Genomic DNA, 16648 nt, shown 5'->3' with positions numbered 1-16648 from the left:
TTATTTCTCCTTTTCCCCTTGGGTTGCCCCTCTTCGTCTTGCTAGCAGTTTTTCTGTATTCCCGTTAGGATCCTGCCCTTTTGAAAGTTGATTATTTTCCAAAGCATTTATTGATTCTTCAATCCATTTCAACTCCGCTTCCAGTCGTAATTCAGAATAGCGAATGGTTAGCATACCCACTTTACTGATGTAAGAGGTTCCGTTTGTCGGCCAGTCTTTTACAAATTCAAGTAAATCTTCGGTTGTCTTTTTTCTTCTTAGTAGATGACTGATTAATACTGAGCTTTCCATATCTTCATGCCATGTGGACATCTTCATTAATAATTCGTCTCTAATTATTGGGTAGGCAGGTGGGAGTTGAAGCCAGTTTTCAAATTCCTCCCACCCTTTTGGGGTAAGTTCATAAAGTTTCTTTTTACGTCCCTCTTCCTCTTGTTCAATAGGATAAACAAGTCCTTCTTCTTCAAGCTTCTTTAATTTCGGGTAAATACTCCCATAACTCATTCCCCAGTATAAGCCGGCAGCTTTATGCTCAAACTCTGCTTTTATATTGTAGCCTGTACTGGGCCAAAAGCTTAATATAGCAAGTATAGAACTTTCAATTGACAATGTAACAATCCCCCTTCCACATATCACTCTGATATATCATTATGATATGTCTAATTACAGGTAAAAACAACCATATCATAATAAATTTTACATAGTTTCAAGAAAGTTATCTTTTTACCAATGAGAGGATCGAAGAATTACAATCTCACAAAGTTAAGAAACAGGAGTGGGGTTGAAGTTAATAGCGGATCACTTTGTCGTTTCTGCTTTTGGTGGAGAGTCAGTCAATCCCAATACGATACACAAGCAGCTTCTTTATGATATTATGCTTGCCGGAATGAAGAGGATTCGATTCCATGATTTACGCCATACACATGCAACTATAATGTTGGAGATCGGAGAAAATTCCAAGGTGGTATCAGAAAGATTAGGCCATTCAATAGTTTCTATCACATTGGATAAATATACCTAGTTACTCAGAATATACAGGACTCCTCTGCAGAAAACTTTTAAAAAGCTTCAGGAAAAAAGAGCACGAACCAATAAAAGTGGTCATTTAACTAAAAAAGCAATGGAGAATCCCATTGCATAAGGATTCTCCATTGCTTTTCATTACATGACCCTCTTGAACATTTTCTCCATTTCATAAATGGAATAAGAGATGATGATAGGTCTTCCATGAGGACATGTGAAGGGATCGGTTGTCCGCCTTAGTTCATCCAATAATGCTTGGATTTCATCATTGCGCAGATGACGGTTTGCCTTTATTGAGGCTTTACAGCTCATCATGATGGCTGCTTCTTCACGCAGTTTTTTGATGTCGACCTTTTTCATCGATAGCAATTGTTCTATCATTTCTTCAAGGATTTCCTGTTCAATTCCTTTAGGGAACCATTGTGGATGCGATCGGACAATATAGGCGTTATAGCCAAACTCTTCTAAATAGATGCCTACTTTTTCCAATTCATGCCTATATTCATTTATCCTGATACATTGGTCTGTTGAAAATTCAAGGGTGATGGGAACTAGCATATCCTGTAGCTCGTTTTCAACACGTCCGACCTTTTCTTTAAAATATTCGTATTTGATCCGTTCCTGGGCAGCATGTTGGTCTATAATGTACAATCCTTTTTCATTTTGGGCGAAAATATAGGTTCCATGCATTTGCCCAATTGGGTACATGGGAGGGATGCGGCTATCCGGTTCATTCACCTCAATTTCTTCCTCTTGTTCGACCGTATAGGTTGTATACTTTTCAGCTGACTCGTAATTTGGTTTGCTTTCATCATCTTGTAAAACCGGAATATAAGCATCTGCCATTTGCTGCTTTTCATTGCTATAGATTATTTCCTTTATTGGTTCTAGATTGAAATCTTCATTATGATCCACATAACTCTTTTGTTCCTGCTTTTCCCGAATCAAGGTATCCTTCAAGAGTGAAGCTTCTTTCTTGGCTTCTTCAAGGACCCGCTTGCCGCTTTCCACAACATGGTCCAATTCCAGCTCGGTTTGCTCACTTTTCACCTGTTCCGGCTTTGGTGTTGGTGTATATCCACTTGGTATTAGAGTCATCTTTTTAAACGAAGATTTGATCGTTTCCGATACAAGACTGTACAATTCCTGTTCCTTGCTAAGCCTTACCTCCATTTTGGATGGATGTACATTGACATCGACAAGAATCGGATCCATTTCAATATTCAACAAAGCAATTGGAAAACGCCCAATTGGAAGGAGTGTATGGTACCCATCCAGGATTGCTTTCACGAGCGCATAGTTTTTAATGAAGCGGCCGTTTATCATGGTTGAAATATAATTCCTTGAAGCCCGGGTGACCTCAGGCATAACGATATATCCGGATAATTTGAAGTCCAAGGAGCTTGCCTGAACCGGAATCATCTTTTTGGCAATATTCGTACCATAAATTGCGGCTAGCACCTGCCTGACATCACCGTTACCATTCGTATGCAGGATTCGCTTCTCGTTGTGTGATAACCGAATAGAAACATCCGGATGCGAAAGTGCAAGCCTGTTAGCGACATCCGTAATATTTCCTAGCTCGGTATGAATCGTTTTCATATATTTCAACCTTGCAGGAGTATTGTAAAATAAATCGGAAACCAGGATATCCGTTCCTTTTCGGCTGGATGAAGCTTCGAGTTCCTTAACCATGCCGCCTTCAAGAAGTATGCGTGTTCCCACACCTTCGCCTGTGCTGCTTTTCATTTCAAAACGGGAAACTGAAGCAATACTGGGCATTGCTTCACCGCGGAAGCCAAGTGTTCGAATTCGGAAAAGATCATTTTCATCTTTTATTTTACTTGTGGCATGGCGTTTAAATGCCGCTTCTATGTCATCAGCCAAAATTCCATCGCCATTATCCACGATCCGGATGGAACCAAGTCCAGCCTCCACCAATTCAATCTCTATAATGGTACTGTTTGCATCTATTGCGTTTTCCACAAGTTCCTTAACGACTGAGGCTGGGCGTTCAACAACTTCGCCAGCTGCGATTTTATTAGATAAAGCCTCATCAAGCTGTATGATTTTTCCCATTTTTATCGCCTCGCTTTAATTCTCATTTAAGTTTCTTTTGTAATTTATAAAGGGTATTCATTGCCTCAAGCGGCGTCATTTCAAGGATATCCAGTGATTTTATGTCATCCAGCACCTTTTTTTCCTTAGGTGAAGAATTCACTCTTCCTTTAGGAGCCTCTTCCCCAAAGAAGGAAAGCTGTGCCTCATTGACGTCTGTTACCGGGGCAGCTTCGGCAATAGGTGCTTCTACAGCAGTAGCAGCAGGCTGTTCAGGCATCGCCTTTGCCTGTCCATTTTCATTTTCCAGCTGCGCTAAAATAGCGGCCGCCCGATCTATTAACTGCTCTGGTAAATCAGCTAGCTTAGCCACATGAATTCCATAGCTTTTATCTGCTGGCCCTTCTTTAATTTTATGAAGGAAAACGACATTCCCATTTTGCTCAATGGCACTGACATGGATATTTTTCAATTTTGGCAGTTCTGCCGCCAATACAGTCAATTCGTGATAATGGGTCGAAAAGAGAGTTTTTGCCCCAATTTCCTCATGAATATATTCAATGATGGCCTGAGCAAGCGCCATCCCATCATATGTTGATGTTCCCCGCCCTATTTCATCAAATAATATCAAACTGTTTTCTGTCGCATTCATGATGGCATTTCTTGCTTCGAGCATCTCTACCATGAATGTACTTTGACCGGAAATCAAATCATCTGCCGCCCCAATCCTAGTAAACACCTTATCAAAAATAGGCAATTCAGCTATACTTGCTGATACGAAGCATCCAATTTGCGCTAGAATCGATGTCAGCGCAATTTGACGCATATACGTACTTTTACCCGACATATTGGGTCCTGTGATCAAGAGTAACTCCCTGTCTCCATCCATAAAGCAGTCATTGGGGACATACTCCTGTGATTGAAGGACTTTCTCAACTACTGGATGCCGGCCCTCCTTCAGTACGATTCTTCGATCATCAGAAAAGACTGGCTTCACATAATGGCGTTCTTCGCTAATCGTTGCAAAGCACTGCAGGACATCCAGTTCACTGACGCCTTTCGCTAAATCCTGTAAGCGCGGGATATAGCTTTTGACCTCTTCACGAAGATTGAGGAATAGGTCATACTCCAAACTGATGCTTTTTTCTTCTGCTTGTAAAATCAAAGCTTCCTTTTCTTTCAATTCAGGTGTGATATAACGTTCGGCATTCGTTAAGGTTTGCTTCCGTTCATACCGGCCTTCTTCAAGCAGATGTAAATTGGCTCGTGTGACTTCAATGTAATAGCCAAATACACGATTATATCCGATTTTCAAAGATTTGATCCCGGTCCGTTCCCGCTCTTCGCGTTCAAGCTGCGCAATCCAGGTTTTCCCGTTTCTGCTGGCATCCCTGTATGTATCCAGCTCCTTATGGAAACCATCCTGAATGATATTCCCTTCCTTTACGGACAATGGCGGGTTTTCTACAAGCGCCGTTTCAAGCAAATCCGTCACTTCTTCGCAAGGATCCAATTTATCGGCCAGAATTGAAATATCCTGATTGGAAGCCATTGACTTCACGATTTCACGAATGATCGGCACCTGTTGTAATGAACGCTTCAGTTGAATCAAGTCCCGAGCGTTTACATTCCCGAAGGCAACCCTGCCGGCAAGCCGCTCCAAGTCGTACACTTCCTTCAGGCGTTCACGTAAGTCCTGCCGTTCGAAGTATTGATTTTTCAGGGTCTCAACAAGGCTTTGTCTCCGCTCGATCTGTTTTTTATTAATGAGCGGCCTATCAATCCACTGTTTCAACATCCTTCCGCCCATGGCTGTTTTCGTTTCATCAAGCAGCCATAATAATGAGCCTTTTTTTCCTTTGGAGCGAATGGTTTCAGTTAATTCCAAATTGCGTTTGCTATAATAATCTATTTTCATATATTGTGATGTTTCATATGCAAGCACAGGCTGTAAATGATCCAGGCTGCGTTTTTGGGTACGGTAAAGATAATTCAATAAACGCGAGGTCGTTGTCGCCAGTTTCTGGTCTTTTAACAGATGAAGTAATGCAACGAATGACTCGCTTTGAACCAAATTATTCTCTAGGGATAGAGCGGCAGCGCCCCGTTCTTGCAGCCTTTTTTTCCATTCTTCATTGAAATCCTCGGCAATGACCACTTCACTAGCACCAAGGATGGCAAATTCATTCAGGACTTCCTCAAAACTCTCAATCAAAGTGACCTTATTTTCCCCTGTCGATAAATCATTGTATCCAAAGCCAAACTGCCCATCGGTGAAATAAGTGATGGTGGCAATATAATTATTTTCCTTTTCACGCAGACCCTTACTATCCATTTTCGTTCCCGGAGTAATCAGCTGTACAACTTCCCTGCGTACCACACCTTTGGCTTGCTTCGGATCTTCGGTTTGTTCACAAATAGCTACTTTAAAACCTTTTTCTATCAATATATCAATATAATTAGCAGCCGAGTGATACGGAATGCCGCACATCGGAATTCGCTCTTCACTACCGCCTTCTCGGCTCGTTAATGTGATTTCGAGCTCTTGTGATGCATTCAGTGCATCGTCAAAAAACATTTCATAAAAATCACCTAAACGAAAAAATAAAAAGGCATCCTGATACTCTGCCTTAATTTTTAAATATTGCTGTATCATCGGAGTATATCCAGCCATTCCTTCAAAACCTTTCCAAACTAAAATCTATTACACATTTATGTCCTTCATTATAACATACGGGAAAGCAACATTGCCTGTATTCGAAATTGCATGGTAAATCAATTATACATTGAATTCAAACTTTTTTTGAGCTGCCTATGTAGAGCCATACGCACGGATATAGTAACATTGCATCCCTATTTTTGATCATGGCCAGGCCTGCTTGTCCCGCTTCAAATTAAATAAAACCGGATGAAGGGAATGTCATCCGGTATTAATTTCTAAATTCTATTCGTCTTCGAATTCATCAAGGAAATCCGGATCTAAATCTTCGAAATCCTCATCATCGAAATCAGAGCCCCAGTCATCCTCACAGCGGCCATCTGGACTAACAGCGACACAAATTTTCGTTTCGCCGACGACTTCCACAAAGAATTCCCTTTCCACATGGACAATGATTTTTTGTCCACATGGGGAGATGCAAGCTTCTAAACAATTCGGCTGTTGGACAGCTTTTGCAACGATTTCATGGTCATCAAGACAATCGGGATCACGGTATTTCAGCGAAATAACGTCGGTATATTGCACTTTTTCAGTTACAACTTCCGTCTTCGAATTATGGTTATAAGAATACCAGACGTTGATTTCGTAGCTGCCGTGAATTTCTACCTTTTTGCCGACTTTCTTTGCATCGTATTTATGGTTGATGATCCAACAACCTAGAATGCTAGAAGGATGATGAGCCGGGCAAATGGTGTGAGAGGACTTTGTGAACTTACGTCCTTTTGCCACCACCGCTTTAGTAATTATCTCTCTATATTGTGACATGCTAGCGAACCCTCCTCATACAGTTTCCATTCATCCTATGCGTGGTAAAAGTCTAGTGTGCGTAGAATTTTAATTGTTTGAAAACTGCTGTAATGTTTTAAACCTAGGTTATTTTATGCGCAAGTTTTGGGATATGTGTCACGAATGGGCACTGTATAAGGATTTCCGCATATAGAAAAAGCCCTTCTGAAATCAGAAGGGCTTTTTTTCTATATTCATGAACAGCTTCCGCCGCCAGCTTGTACCTGTGAACCTGTCTCACCGCGAAGGATGTCCCCTTCGGTCGATTCAATGATCAGGTCCGTCACCTTGTTCGATACTTGTGATGAGACCATTTGTAAAAGATCATTTACATCCACTTGGGATTGTTTGAATTCCTGCACGATCGGAAGTTCATCCAATTGCTTTTCCAATGCATCAATTTTGGCCTGGACTTGGCTGTATGCTTTCTCTTTGCCGTAATGCTGGAAGTTTACAGCCTGTTTTTGCAAGCTCTTGATGCTGGCGATCATTTCCCTGATTTTTTGGTTTTCATTGATGTGAGCTTCTGCCCGTTTAAAGAAATCGACTTCTTCCGTGCTGGCGATCATTTCAGCAAGCTCGGCCGCTTTGTTCAGAATGTCATCTTTAGTATATTTAGTCATATTACTCCACCTCAATCGCCGTTGCTTCTTCAACCATATCCCCATTTAATGACCATGTTTTCGTTCCGGTGATTTTCACTTTTACGATTTGGCCAATAGCGGATTTTGGTCCTTTGAAGTTCACGAGCTTATTTTTCGTTGTATAACCTGCCAATACTTCCGCATTCTTCTTGCTTTCGCCTTCAACTAGCACTTCAACAATCTGTCCATCATACTCTTTCATTTTCAATGCGCACGTTTCATTGACAAGGGCATTCAAGCGTTGCAGACGTTCCTTTTTCACTTCCATCGGTACATTATCCTGCATTTTAGCAGCCGGTGTTCCCTCACGTGGTGAATAGATGTAAGTATATGCTGCATCGAAACCAACTTCACGATATAAAGACATCGTTTCTTCAAAGTGCTCTTCCGTTTCATTCGGGTAGCCTACAATGATGTCAGTGGTTAGCGATACACTTGGAATAGCTTCCTTGATCTTTTTTACTAGCTCTAAATATTGTTCTCGTGTATATTTACGGGCCATGATTTTAAGTGTGTCCGTACTTCCCGATTGGACTGGAAGATGGATATGGTCAACGAGATTGCCGCCTTTAGCCAGTACTTCTATCAAGTGATCATCAAAATCACGGGGATGGCTTGTCGTAAAACGAATACGTGGAATATCGATTTTACGGATTTCATCCATCAAATCGCCGAAACGATATTCGATATCCGTAAAATCTTTACCGTAAGCATTCACATTCTGTCCAAGCAGGGTTATTTCCTTGTAACCCTGTGCCGCTAAATGACGGACTTCTTGGATGATATCTCCTGGTCTGCGGCTTCTTTCTTTCCCTCTTGTGTAAGGTACGATGCAGTAAGTGCAAAACTTATCGCAGCCATACATGATATTGACCCATGCCTTCGTTTTTCCTTTACGCACTTTCGGAAGGTTCTCGATTACATCACCTTCTTTGGACCAAACCTCAATGACCATTTCCTTGGAAAGATAAGCTTCATTAAGAATTTGCGGCAGCCGGTGGATATTATGCGTTCCGAAAATCATATCAACAAAATGGTGCTTCTCTAGAATCCGCTTTACAACTGACTCCTCTTGTGACATACAACCGCAAACCCCAAGCAGTAGATCCGGCTTTTCCAATTTCAATGATTTTAAATGCCCCAATTCACCGAACACTTTATTCTCTGCGCCTTCCCGAATCGCACAAGTGTTAAGTAAAATGACGTTAGCATCATCCACCGTGTCTGTCGGCTGATAACCAAGTGCCATAAAGATGCCCGCCATGACTTCTGTATCATGTTCGTTCATTTGACAGCCATAAGTACGGATGTAAAACTTTTTACCTTCTCCCATTCCACGGAAACCTTCAGGAATTGCAAAGTCATCATGATATTCTACTTCTTCTTTTCCTCGCTTTTTCGCATCTTTTAAGGAAGGCGGAATATAAACGGCTTGGAAGTACTTACTGAAGTCCTTTTCGGATTTTTTGTCCGCTGGATTCTCAGCCTGTACTTGTTGTGATTCTAATCGTTGTTTCTCGTTCATGGTTAATCTCCTTTCAAAATAGTTAGTTTATTTCTTTCACCAACTATTTCAAGACCTATCTTCAAATGGTTTTATACGGATTCCTTTTTAAGAATTACCAGTAAATATTAGCTATTAAGTGTGATATATCCACATTATTATAGTATAAAGCTTTTAACAGCAAGAAACAATCATTCTGTCGTGGCTTCTTCAATTGTAAGAAATTTTTCATAAATAAGGTAATTGTGAACTAAAAAAAGAGACCCGATTCGCATATTCTAACGAACTTAGCCCCTTCTTACTATTCCTTCACAGCTATTTCAAATGCAGACCATGCACTTTACTCGTGAGTTTGACCGCTTTACTCGTGTTTTGGGCACTTTATTCGTGAATTTGACCGCTTTACTCGTGAGTTTGGGCGTTTTACTCGTGAGTTTGACCACTTTACTCGTGAGTTTGGGCACTTTACTCGTGTTTTGGGGACTTTACTCCTGAGTTTGACCGCTTTACTCGTGAGTTTGGGCGTTTTACTCGTGAATTTGACCGCTTTACTCGTGAGTTTGACCGCTTTACTCGTGAGTTTGGGCACTTTACTCGTGTTTTGGGCGCTTTACTCGTGTTTTGGGCACTTTACTCGTGAATTTGACCGCTTTACTCGTGAATTTGGGCGTTTTACTCGTGAGTTTGGGCACTTTACTCGTGTTTTGGGCACTTTACTCGTGTTTTGGGGACTTTACTCCTGAGTTTGACCGCTTTACTCGTGAGTTTGGGCGTTTTACTCGTGAATTTGACCGCTTTACTCGTGAGTTTGGGCACTTTACTCGTGTTTTGGGCACTTTACTCGTGAATTTGACCACTTTACTCGTGAGTTTGGGCGTTTTACTCGTGAGTTTGACCGCTTTACTCGTGAGTTTGACCACTTTACTCGTGAGTTTGGGCGTTTTACTCGTAAACCTTCTCACTCTTTAAGGTATCAGAAGAACCTTACCACACTGACCTTTGGTCATCAATTCAAATCCCTTTTCAAAATCGCTTAGTGAAAAACGGTGGGTAATCATCGGTTTTACATCAACCTTGCCACTTTCAAGCAGACTTGAAACCTGTTGCCAGGTTGAAAACATCTTCCTTCCGGTTATCCCTTGGACAGTAAGGCCCTTGAATACAATATCCTCCGTTATATTAAGCGTGACGGGCTTAGAAGGCAGACTTAGTATTGATATTCTTCCACCATTCGTAGCCATCTTAAACCCTTGTTGGATAGCTGCAGGATTACCGCTCATTTCGCAAACAACATCCACCCCATCCGCACTTGTGAGGCCTTTCGTGATTTCCAATGGATCCTGTTTAATTGAATGAATGATGTCTGTCGCACCCATCTTTTTGGCAAGCTGAAGTCGATAATCATTAATATCTAGAGCGATTACTTTATCAGCTCCCGCAGCCTTTGCAACAGCAATCGCCATAAGTCCAATTGGACCACAACCGATTATTGCCACCGTTTTACCCAGCACCTCGCCAGCTAGCACTGAATGGACTGCATTACCCATCGGTTCTTGGATGGTAGCTATATCGAGTGGCATATCACTTGGATTTTTCCATAAATTTTTGGCTGGCAGAGCTATATACTCTGCAAAGCATCCTTGTTTATCAACACCGATAATGTTTGTTTTTTTACAAATATGGAATTGACCCATTAAACACTGCCTGCATGTTCCGCAAACGATATGTGTTTCTGCAGATACATAATCACCAACTGAAACATTGCTGACCCTTGCTCCTGTCTCGATTACTTCCCCAGCAAATTCGTGCCCAAATACGTATGGTGGACTCACTCTTCCCCGTGACCATTCATCCCAGGTGAAGATATGAATATCCGTTCCGCAGATCGAGGTCATTTTCACCCGAATCAAGACCTCGTCATCACGAATATCCGGTATATCGACAACTTGTAACTGTGCCCCATAACCTCGGTGGTGTTTGACGACGGCTTTCATTTTACCTCTCAACATGTACATTCCCCCTGAAATAGGGCTGCCCTCTTCATATTCCTTAATATGTAAATATATGAAAAATCCGTCACAAAAATACCATAATCGCTTTTCACATTAATAATGGTGATTTTTAGGGCATTCGTACATTTTCGTTAAATGGGTCATGTTTCTATAGCATCCTGTCCGCTCTTGAATAAGATATCTTGTACAAACAAAAATTATGAAGGAGTGACTTATATGTCATGTGAAAGCAAAAATCATGATCATCATGATAACCGCAATAATAACGACAGAATCGCAAACGATTTTTGTCGTGCGGTGAGGGGCTGTAATAGACGCGACCATGACCGCGATCGGGATCGGGACCGGGACCGGGATCGGGACCGCGATCGAGACCGCGATCGGGACTGCGATCGGGACCGCGATCGAGACCGCGATCGGGACTGCGATCGGGACCGCGATCGGGACCGGGATCGTGACCGCGATCGTCACCATCATCATCATCATCATCACGACAATGAACGTTGTTGTTGTAGAAGAAGGAATCGTTGTTGCTTCGGTTTCGGTGGCGGTTTCTGTGGCGGTTTCGGTGGCCGTTGCGGTGGCCGTTGCGGTGGCGGTTGCTTCTTTTAACCGTAACTTCGGCGGATGCAACAACGGTTGTTAAGCTAAGCCAGTCGAAAGTCTTCTAGCATGTGGCACATCTACTGGAGAGCCTGATAATTAACCACAAAAAAGGTTCACCCCATATTAAGGGGTGAACCTTTTAACTTTTTACATAAATTCAGCAACAAGCTTATCAAAGTGTTGTTGATCCAGTGTCAGCTCTGATTTATTCAACGCTTTTTCAGCATACCCTGGCACTAATTCCTGGTACGAAGGGCGTGAAGAGTCTTGATAAATAATCCCTGTCACAAGGCTGTCATGTTGCATCAAAGTCTGCATGGCCTGTTCTTTATTTGATGAATCATAGCCTTCTATCGTGTTCAATTTAGTTAAGTTTTGTTTAAACCAATCATACGTATTGATCTTATTATATGTTACGCAAGGAGAGAAAACATTGATAAAGGAGAACCCTTTGTGGTTTATCCCTGCTTCAATGATTGCCGTCAGGTCTTTCAAGTCAGTGGAAAAGCTTTGGGCGACAAACGTAGCACCAGCTGACAATGCTAATTCCATAGGTGAAACAGCTTGTTCTATTGATCCTTCTGGTGTGGATTTAGTTTTAAATCCAGCAGCGGACCTAGGAGAAGTCTGGCCTTTTGTCAATCCATAAATTTGGTTATCCATGACTATATACGTAATGTCGATATTACGGCGAATCGCATGGATGGTGTGTCCCATCCCGATAGCAAAACCATCTCCGTCACCGCCTGAAGCTATAACGGTCAATTCACGGTTGGCCATTTTTACTCCTTGGGCAATTGGCAGTGAGCGGCCATGGATGCCATGGAAACCATAGGACTTGATGTAACCCGATATACGACCTGAACAGCCGATACCGGAAACAACGGCCAAATTCTCCGGCTCCAATCCTACATTGGCTGCCGCACGCTGCATGGCAGCCTGAACGGAGAAATCCCCGCAACCAGGACACCAGTTAGGTTTTACATCATTCCGAAACTCTTTAAACGTTGCCATATTCGAACATCTCCTTGCATTGTGTGTGAATTTCATGCGGGAGGAATGGGTTGCCATCATATTTTAGGATGCTTTTAATTTTATTAACATGTCCAACATTCATCTTGATAATATTAGCCAATTGTCCAGTCGCATTATTTTCAATAACTACTACTTTCTTAGCACTTTGCACCAATGATAGGACTTCATCTGCTGGGAAAGGATGAATCAAACGGATATGCGCATGATTCACTTTCATTCCATCCGTTTCTAACCGGCCGATCGCTTCATCAATCGTCCCGCGTGTTGAGTTAAAGCCGAGAATTAATAAATCCGCTTCTTCATGCGGTGTGTTTTTGTATACTGGTGTTTGGAATGTGTTAGATAAATTATTCAGCTTACGCATCCGTTTATCCATTTGCAATTTACGATTCAAAGCCGTCTCGGAAGGTCTGCCCGTTTCATCATGTTCAACACCTGTAACATGGTGAATCCCATTTTTCATACCAGGCACTACACGTGGTGAGACTCCGTCTTCCGTTACTTCATAACGCTTGAAGTAAGATTTGTTTTCAGACTCTTCAATTTCAAAGTCAACCAATTTTCCGCGTCTTATCTCCACTTTGCCGTAATCAAGCGGCTGAACCGTTTGTTTACCTAATGATAGCTGTAGGTCGGATAAAACGATAACTGGACATTGATATTCCTCTGCAAGGTTGAATGCTTCTGCCGTATCGTAAAAAGCTTCCTCAACAGTACTCGGAGCCATGACGATTTTAGGTATTTCACCATGTGTACCATAGATCATCGCCATTAAATCGGATTGCTCCTGTTTTGTAGGAAGTCCCGTGGATGGACCGCCACGTTGAGTATCGACGATGACAATTGGAGTTTCGGTAATGCCCGCTAAACCAATCGCTTCCATTTTCAAGGAAAGTCCAGGTCCAGCTGAAGCTGTGATGGCACGTACACCGCCATAGTTTGCACCGATTGCCATTGTAGCCGCCGCGATTTCATCTTCAGTCTGTATGACCGTCCCACCAAATTGAGGGAGTTTTTTAATTAAGTATTCCATAATTTCAGAGGCCGGAGTAATCGGGTAAGCTGCCATGAAGCGGCAACCGCCTGCAACTGCTCCTAAAGCGATGGCATCGTTACCAATCATGAACATTCGTTTTTGGCCATCCGCCTTTTCCAGTTCCATTGCTCCCAGTTTTTCTCCAAGCAACACTTCCATTGCCTTATAGCCAGCAGTAATGGCATCCATATTCTTCTTAACGATTTCTTCACCTTTACGGCCGAATATTTCATCAACCACATCGTTGAAGACGGATATTTCCATACCTAGAACAGCACATGTCGCGCCGATTGCCACCATATTTTTCATTAATGATGTTCCTAATTCGGCTGCTATTTCCGTAAATGGAACAATATATAATTCTGCCTTTGTATCTTCTGGGCAGACAGGTTTGAATTTTGCATCTGCGATTATGATGCCACCCTCATGTAATTCTTTATAATTGACGTCAATTGTTTCTTGGTCAAAAGCAACTAAGATGTCTAAATCATCAGAGATAGCACGAGTTTCCGTAGTACTTACACGAATTTTGTTATTCGTGTGTCCACCCTTGATTCGGGATGAGAAATGACGGTAGCCATACAAGTAATAACCTAAGCGATTGAGGGCAATACAGAATATTTCTCCTGTACTTTCAATACCTTCACCTTGTTGTCCGCCAACTTTCCATGAAAGTTGATTGATCATGTCTTACACTCCTTTAGGACGTTCGTATATAAATGCATTTAACCGCACCTCTCTTCAGAACATTCAACTATGTATAATTAATCGTTCTATTTTAGGAAAGGTGTACTAAACGCTTTCAATTCTATCGGTTAAATCATTAAATTGCAACCTTTTTGCTTTTATTTTTTATATTTTCAGAATAATAATTCATATCTATATAGTAAGAATTAAAAATCATTTAAGATATTACCTTTTCATGCGGAAAATTACGGGTGAAATTATCAAAAAGGAGTCCTTTTACAAACTCACTGGAATAAAGCCTGTTCAGTTCATTGATTAAGTTATGATAATCCTTATAAGACATTAAATTTTCTACCATATGATCGATTCCATCGAAGTCCGACCCTAATCCAATTTGTCTTTCCCCTCCTAAACTGCATATATGTTCTATATGTTTCAAGATATCCTTTATCGTAGCCGAACCGCCATTTGAAAGAAATTGCGGGACAAAGGTTACGCCGATCACCCCATTTTTCTGCAAAAGGGCTTTTATCTGCCCGTCCTTTAAATTTCGTGGATGCGGACAAAGATGATAAGCATTCGAATGGGAGGCAATTGGGAATTCCGACAACTTTAGGGTGTCCCAAAACCCTGCTTCAGATAAATGGGATAAATCACACCAAATTGACTTCTCATTCAATAGTGCCACTACATCTGTTCCAAACCCTGTCAAGCCGCCCCCTCTTGTTTCTAATGCCCCATCCGCTACCAAATTAGCGTAATTCCAAGTTAGTCCTATGGAGGAAACTCCAAGATGAATAAGTGTTTTCAGTTTCAACAAATCATTCCCAATGCAATCGCACCCTTCCAAAGTTAGCATTGCACCTATTTCATTTTCTTTTAAAGATTGAATGTCTGCCTGGGTCTTTATAAATTTCATTTCAGGCTCTGATAAAATTTTTTCATAAAAAATATCCACCATCGCCAAAGCGGCTTGAAACCTCATATCAGGGTGGACTTTTTCAGGAATATATATGGCAAAACATTGGACCTTTCCCCCTTCATCCAATAATCCCCGCTTTGTTATATGCAATTTATCACTATTCGTAAAAGTAATATCCGGATCGATGAACATTTTCATCAGCACATCACAATGTGCATCAAAAATCGCCAATGTAATTCTCCTTCCTGTATCTTTTTAAGATTATACATTCCATTATAATGGGACATGGATTTTTCGTCATTTTGATTTCAGGACAAAAAAGAGCCTGCTCGCCTTCCGACAAACAGGGCACCCAAACATGAAATTATCTTGGTTCAATGATTAGTTTTATTGCCGTTCTCTCTTCGCCATCAATAAGTATATCTGTAAAGGCAGGAATACAAATCAAGTCGACTCCACTAGGTGCGACAAACCCTCTCGCGATTGCTACTGCCTTGACGGCTTGATTTAACGCACCTGCACCGATTGCTTGAATTTCGGCTGCTCCTCTTTCCCTGAGCACTCCCGCTAGTGCGCCTGCTACAGAATTAGGATTAGATTTTGCTGAAACTTTTAATATTTCCATTCCTAGTCCTCCTTGTTTTCCCTGCCGATTCTAACTTGGCTCAATAGTTATAACACTTTCCACTGCTACTATATTCATCAAGTAAAACTTGTATGACAAAGAAAACCTGGATTGTCCACCATTTATTAATGAATGGAAAAAGGATGGACAGTTTGACTGTCCATCCTTTTGAATCATTGATAGAATGGATGATCTTCGTTAATCAGTATCCTGTCTATTTTTATTGCCTTGCCGGTTTTATCATCAATTTCAAGGAGAACCCCACTTAATAGGGTCCGCCCCTCTTTAGGCACTTCGAAACGAACAGGAAGGCTGGTTAGGAACCGATGGATGACTGCCCCTCTTTCCATACCAAGAATGCCATCATATGGTCCTGTCATGCCTACATCTGATATGTAAGCGGTGCCTGCAGGTAATATACGGTTATCGGCTGTCTGGACGTGCGTGTGTGTACCGACAACGGCTGTAACCTTCCCATCCAGGAACCATCCCATAGCTTGCTTTTCACTTGTAGCTTCTCCATGAAAATCGACAAAGATGATCGGTGTCTTTTTTCGAGCCTCCGCCACGAGTTCTTCCGCCTTTTTGAACGGGCAATCCAAATCAGGCATGAACGTTCTCGCTTGCAAATTGATGATCGCTATTTCATGATGGTTCAATTTTAAAAATTTCATTCCTTCTCCAGGTGCCCCGTCTGGAAAGTTTGCTGGACGGACGAGATATTTCGCTTCATCAATAAAGTTGAAAATATCCCGATTATCCCATGTATGGTTTCCCATGGTCACCGCCTGCGCTCCCCACTCTAAAAAACTGCGGTAAATCTTTTCTGTAATTCCCCGGCCACTTGCTGCATTCTCTCCATTGATGACCGTGATATGCGGACGATACTTTTCTTTTAACTTAGGAAGGTATTCTTGGATCATGTCACGACCAGGAGACCCCACAACATCTCCAATAAATAGCAATTTCATTGTAAAATCCTTTCTAGATT

The 16648-nt window shown here is 41.7% G+C and carries 17 protein-coding genes; 5 read left to right on the top strand and 12 right to left on the bottom strand.

From position 1 onward, the window contains the following. The gene (locus JNUCC41_RS17455; protein ID WP_192204093.1) at nucleotides 1-609 is read right to left on the bottom strand and encodes a PadR family transcriptional regulator; all 609 of its coding nucleotides are present in this window, start codon (nucleotides 607-609) and stop codon (nucleotides 1-3) included. Nucleotides 610-781: 172 nt separating this feature from the next. Between JNUCC41_RS17455 and JNUCC41_RS27440 the strand changes: the two genes are divergently transcribed. Continuing rightward, on the top strand, nucleotides 782-1021 hold the full coding sequence (locus JNUCC41_RS27440; protein WP_430624068.1) for a tyrosine-type recombinase/integrase: 240 nt from the start codon (nucleotides 782-784) through the stop codon (nucleotides 1019-1021). Between the two features lie 140 nt (nucleotides 1022-1161). On the opposite strand, the gene mutL is transcribed toward JNUCC41_RS27440, so the two are convergent. From mutL to miaB, 5 genes are all read right to left on the bottom strand, one after another. Then, nucleotides 1162-3102 carry a DNA mismatch repair endonuclease MutL gene (mutL, locus tag JNUCC41_RS17445; RefSeq protein WP_192204092.1) on the bottom strand — a complete coding sequence of 647 codons (1941 nt, stop codon included), beginning with the start codon at nucleotides 3100-3102 and terminating at the stop codon, nucleotides 1162-1164. A 22-nt stretch (nucleotides 3103-3124) separates the two neighbouring features. After that, the gene (gene mutS, locus JNUCC41_RS17440; protein WP_192204091.1) at nucleotides 3125-5755 is read right to left on the bottom strand and encodes a DNA mismatch repair protein MutS; all 2631 of its coding nucleotides are present in this window, start codon (nucleotides 5753-5755) and stop codon (nucleotides 3125-3127) included. 270 nt (nucleotides 5756-6025) lie between these two features. Further along, nucleotides 6026-6565: an outer spore coat protein CotE gene (locus JNUCC41_RS17435; RefSeq protein WP_192204090.1), complete on the bottom strand. Its 540-nt coding sequence runs from the start codon at nucleotides 6563-6565 to the stop codon at nucleotides 6026-6028. Between the two features lie 215 nt (nucleotides 6566-6780). Further along, complete coding sequence (locus JNUCC41_RS17430) at nucleotides 6781-7209, bottom strand: YlbF/YmcA family competence regulator (RefSeq protein WP_063231802.1); 429 nt, start codon at nucleotides 7207-7209, stop codon at nucleotides 6781-6783. Between the two features lies 1 nt (nucleotide 7210). After that, nucleotides 7211-8755, bottom strand: a complete 1545-nt coding sequence (gene miaB / locus JNUCC41_RS17425; protein ID WP_137019693.1) for a tRNA (N6-isopentenyl adenosine(37)-C2)-methylthiotransferase MiaB — start codon at nucleotides 8753-8755, stop codon at nucleotides 7211-7213. A 303-nt stretch (nucleotides 8756-9058) separates the two neighbouring features. Between miaB and JNUCC41_RS17420 the strand changes: the two genes are divergently transcribed. From JNUCC41_RS17420 to JNUCC41_RS17410, 3 genes are read left to right on the top strand one after another with little or no spacing between them, the layout of a single operon-like run. Further along, on the top strand, nucleotides 9059-9229 hold the full coding sequence (locus tag JNUCC41_RS17420; protein ID WP_192204089.1) for a hypothetical protein: 171 nt from the start codon (nucleotides 9059-9061) through the stop codon (nucleotides 9227-9229). Nucleotides 9230-9267: 38 nt separating this feature from the next. Further along, nucleotides 9268-9477: a hypothetical protein gene (locus JNUCC41_RS17415; protein WP_192204088.1), complete on the top strand. Its 210-nt coding sequence runs from the start codon at nucleotides 9268-9270 to the stop codon at nucleotides 9475-9477. Further along, entirely contained in the window at nucleotides 9413-9703 is a 291-nt protein-coding gene (locus tag JNUCC41_RS17410; protein WP_192204087.1) for a hypothetical protein, read from the top strand. Before JNUCC41_RS17415 ends, JNUCC41_RS17410 begins: the two co-directional genes overlap by 65 nt. Here the strand turns inward: JNUCC41_RS17410 and tdh are convergent. After that, nucleotides 9700-10740, bottom strand: a complete 1041-nt coding sequence (gene tdh, locus JNUCC41_RS17405; RefSeq protein WP_192208202.1) for an L-threonine 3-dehydrogenase — start codon at nucleotides 10738-10740, stop codon at nucleotides 9700-9702. The genes JNUCC41_RS17410 and tdh overlap by 4 nt on opposite strands. 328 nt (nucleotides 10741-11068) lie before the next feature. Here tdh and JNUCC41_RS17400 point away from each other — a divergent pair, with 328 nt between their 5' ends. Then, nucleotides 11069-11392, top strand: coding sequence for a hypothetical protein (locus JNUCC41_RS17400; RefSeq protein WP_192204086.1), 324 nt, complete (start codon nucleotides 11069-11071; stop codon nucleotides 11390-11392). Between the two features lie 107 nt (nucleotides 11393-11499). Here the strand turns inward: JNUCC41_RS17400 and JNUCC41_RS17395 are convergent, their stop codons facing one another. The 5 genes from JNUCC41_RS17395 to JNUCC41_RS17375 all read right to left on the bottom strand — a co-directional run bounded on the left by JNUCC41_RS17395 (nucleotide 11500) and on the right by JNUCC41_RS17375 (nucleotide 16628). Further along, the gene (locus JNUCC41_RS17395) at nucleotides 11500-12366 is read right to left on the bottom strand and encodes a 2-oxoacid:ferredoxin oxidoreductase subunit beta (protein ID WP_192204085.1); all 867 of its coding nucleotides are present in this window, start codon (nucleotides 12364-12366) and stop codon (nucleotides 11500-11502) included. Beyond that, nucleotides 12353-14110 carry a 2-oxoacid:acceptor oxidoreductase subunit alpha gene (locus tag JNUCC41_RS17390; RefSeq protein WP_192204084.1) on the bottom strand — a complete coding sequence of 586 codons (1758 nt, stop codon included), beginning with the start codon at nucleotides 14108-14110 and terminating at the stop codon, nucleotides 12353-12355. The genes JNUCC41_RS17395 and JNUCC41_RS17390 overlap by 14 nt, the downstream gene beginning before the upstream one ends. Before the next feature lie 217 nt (nucleotides 14111-14327). Continuing rightward, entirely contained in the window at nucleotides 14328-15263 is a 936-nt protein-coding gene (locus JNUCC41_RS17385; RefSeq protein WP_192204083.1) for a dipeptidase, read from the bottom strand. Nucleotides 15264-15396: 133 nt separating this feature from the next. Further along, nucleotides 15397-15657, bottom strand: coding sequence for a stage V sporulation protein SpoVS (spoVS, locus tag JNUCC41_RS17380; RefSeq protein ID WP_029281188.1), 261 nt, complete (start codon nucleotides 15655-15657; stop codon nucleotides 15397-15399). Between the two features lie 173 nt (nucleotides 15658-15830). Further along, on the bottom strand, nucleotides 15831-16628 hold the full coding sequence (locus JNUCC41_RS17375; RefSeq protein WP_192204082.1) for a TIGR00282 family metallophosphoesterase: 798 nt from the start codon (nucleotides 16626-16628) through the stop codon (nucleotides 15831-15833). Nucleotides 16629-16648: the final 20 nt, after the last annotated feature.

Origin of the sequence: Brevibacillus sp. JNUCC-41, assembly GCF_014844095.1 — a bacterium.
Classification (GTDB): Bacteria; Bacillota; Bacilli; order Bacillales; family DSM-1321; genus Peribacillus; species Peribacillus aracenensis.
Note: the sequence above shows the minus strand (reverse complement) of the source record. Positions and strands in the feature narration are given on the sequence as shown.

Coding starts and splice junctions, on each gene's coding strand:
- mutL (WP_192204092.1), bottom strand. CDS start 3,102: ATGGGAAAAATCATACAGCTTGATGAGGCTTTATCTAATAAAATCGCA.
- mutS (WP_192204091.1), bottom strand. CDS start 5,755: ATGGCTGGATATACTCCGATGATACAGCAATATTTAAAAATTAAGGCA.
- JNUCC41_RS17435 (WP_192204090.1), bottom strand. CDS start 6,565: ATGTCACAATATAGAGAGATAATTACTAAAGCGGTGGTGGCAAAAGGA.
- JNUCC41_RS17430 (WP_063231802.1), bottom strand. CDS start 7,209: ATGACTAAATATACTAAAGATGACATTCTGAACAAAGCGGCCGAGCTT.
- miaB (WP_137019693.1), bottom strand. CDS start 8,755: ATGAACGAGAAACAACGATTAGAATCACAACAAGTACAGGCTGAGAAT.
- JNUCC41_RS17420 (WP_192204089.1), top strand. CDS start 9,059: ATGCAGACCATGCACTTTACTCGTGAGTTTGACCGCTTTACTCGTGTT.
- JNUCC41_RS17400 (WP_192204086.1), top strand. CDS start 11,069: ATGACCGCGATCGGGATCGGGACCGGGACCGGGATCGGGACCGCGATC.
- JNUCC41_RS17395 (WP_192204085.1), bottom strand. CDS start 12,366: ATGGCAACGTTTAAAGAGTTTCGGAATGATGTAAAACCTAACTGGTGT.
- JNUCC41_RS17390 (WP_192204084.1), bottom strand. CDS start 14,110: ATGATCAATCAACTTTCATGGAAAGTTGGCGGACAACAAGGTGAAGGT.
- spoVS (WP_029281188.1), bottom strand. CDS start 15,657: ATGGAAATATTAAAAGTTTCAGCAAAATCTAATCCTAATTCTGTAGCA.
- JNUCC41_RS17375 (WP_192204082.1), bottom strand. CDS start 16,628: ATGAAATTGCTATTTATTGGAGATGTTGTGGGGTCTCCTGGTCGTGAC.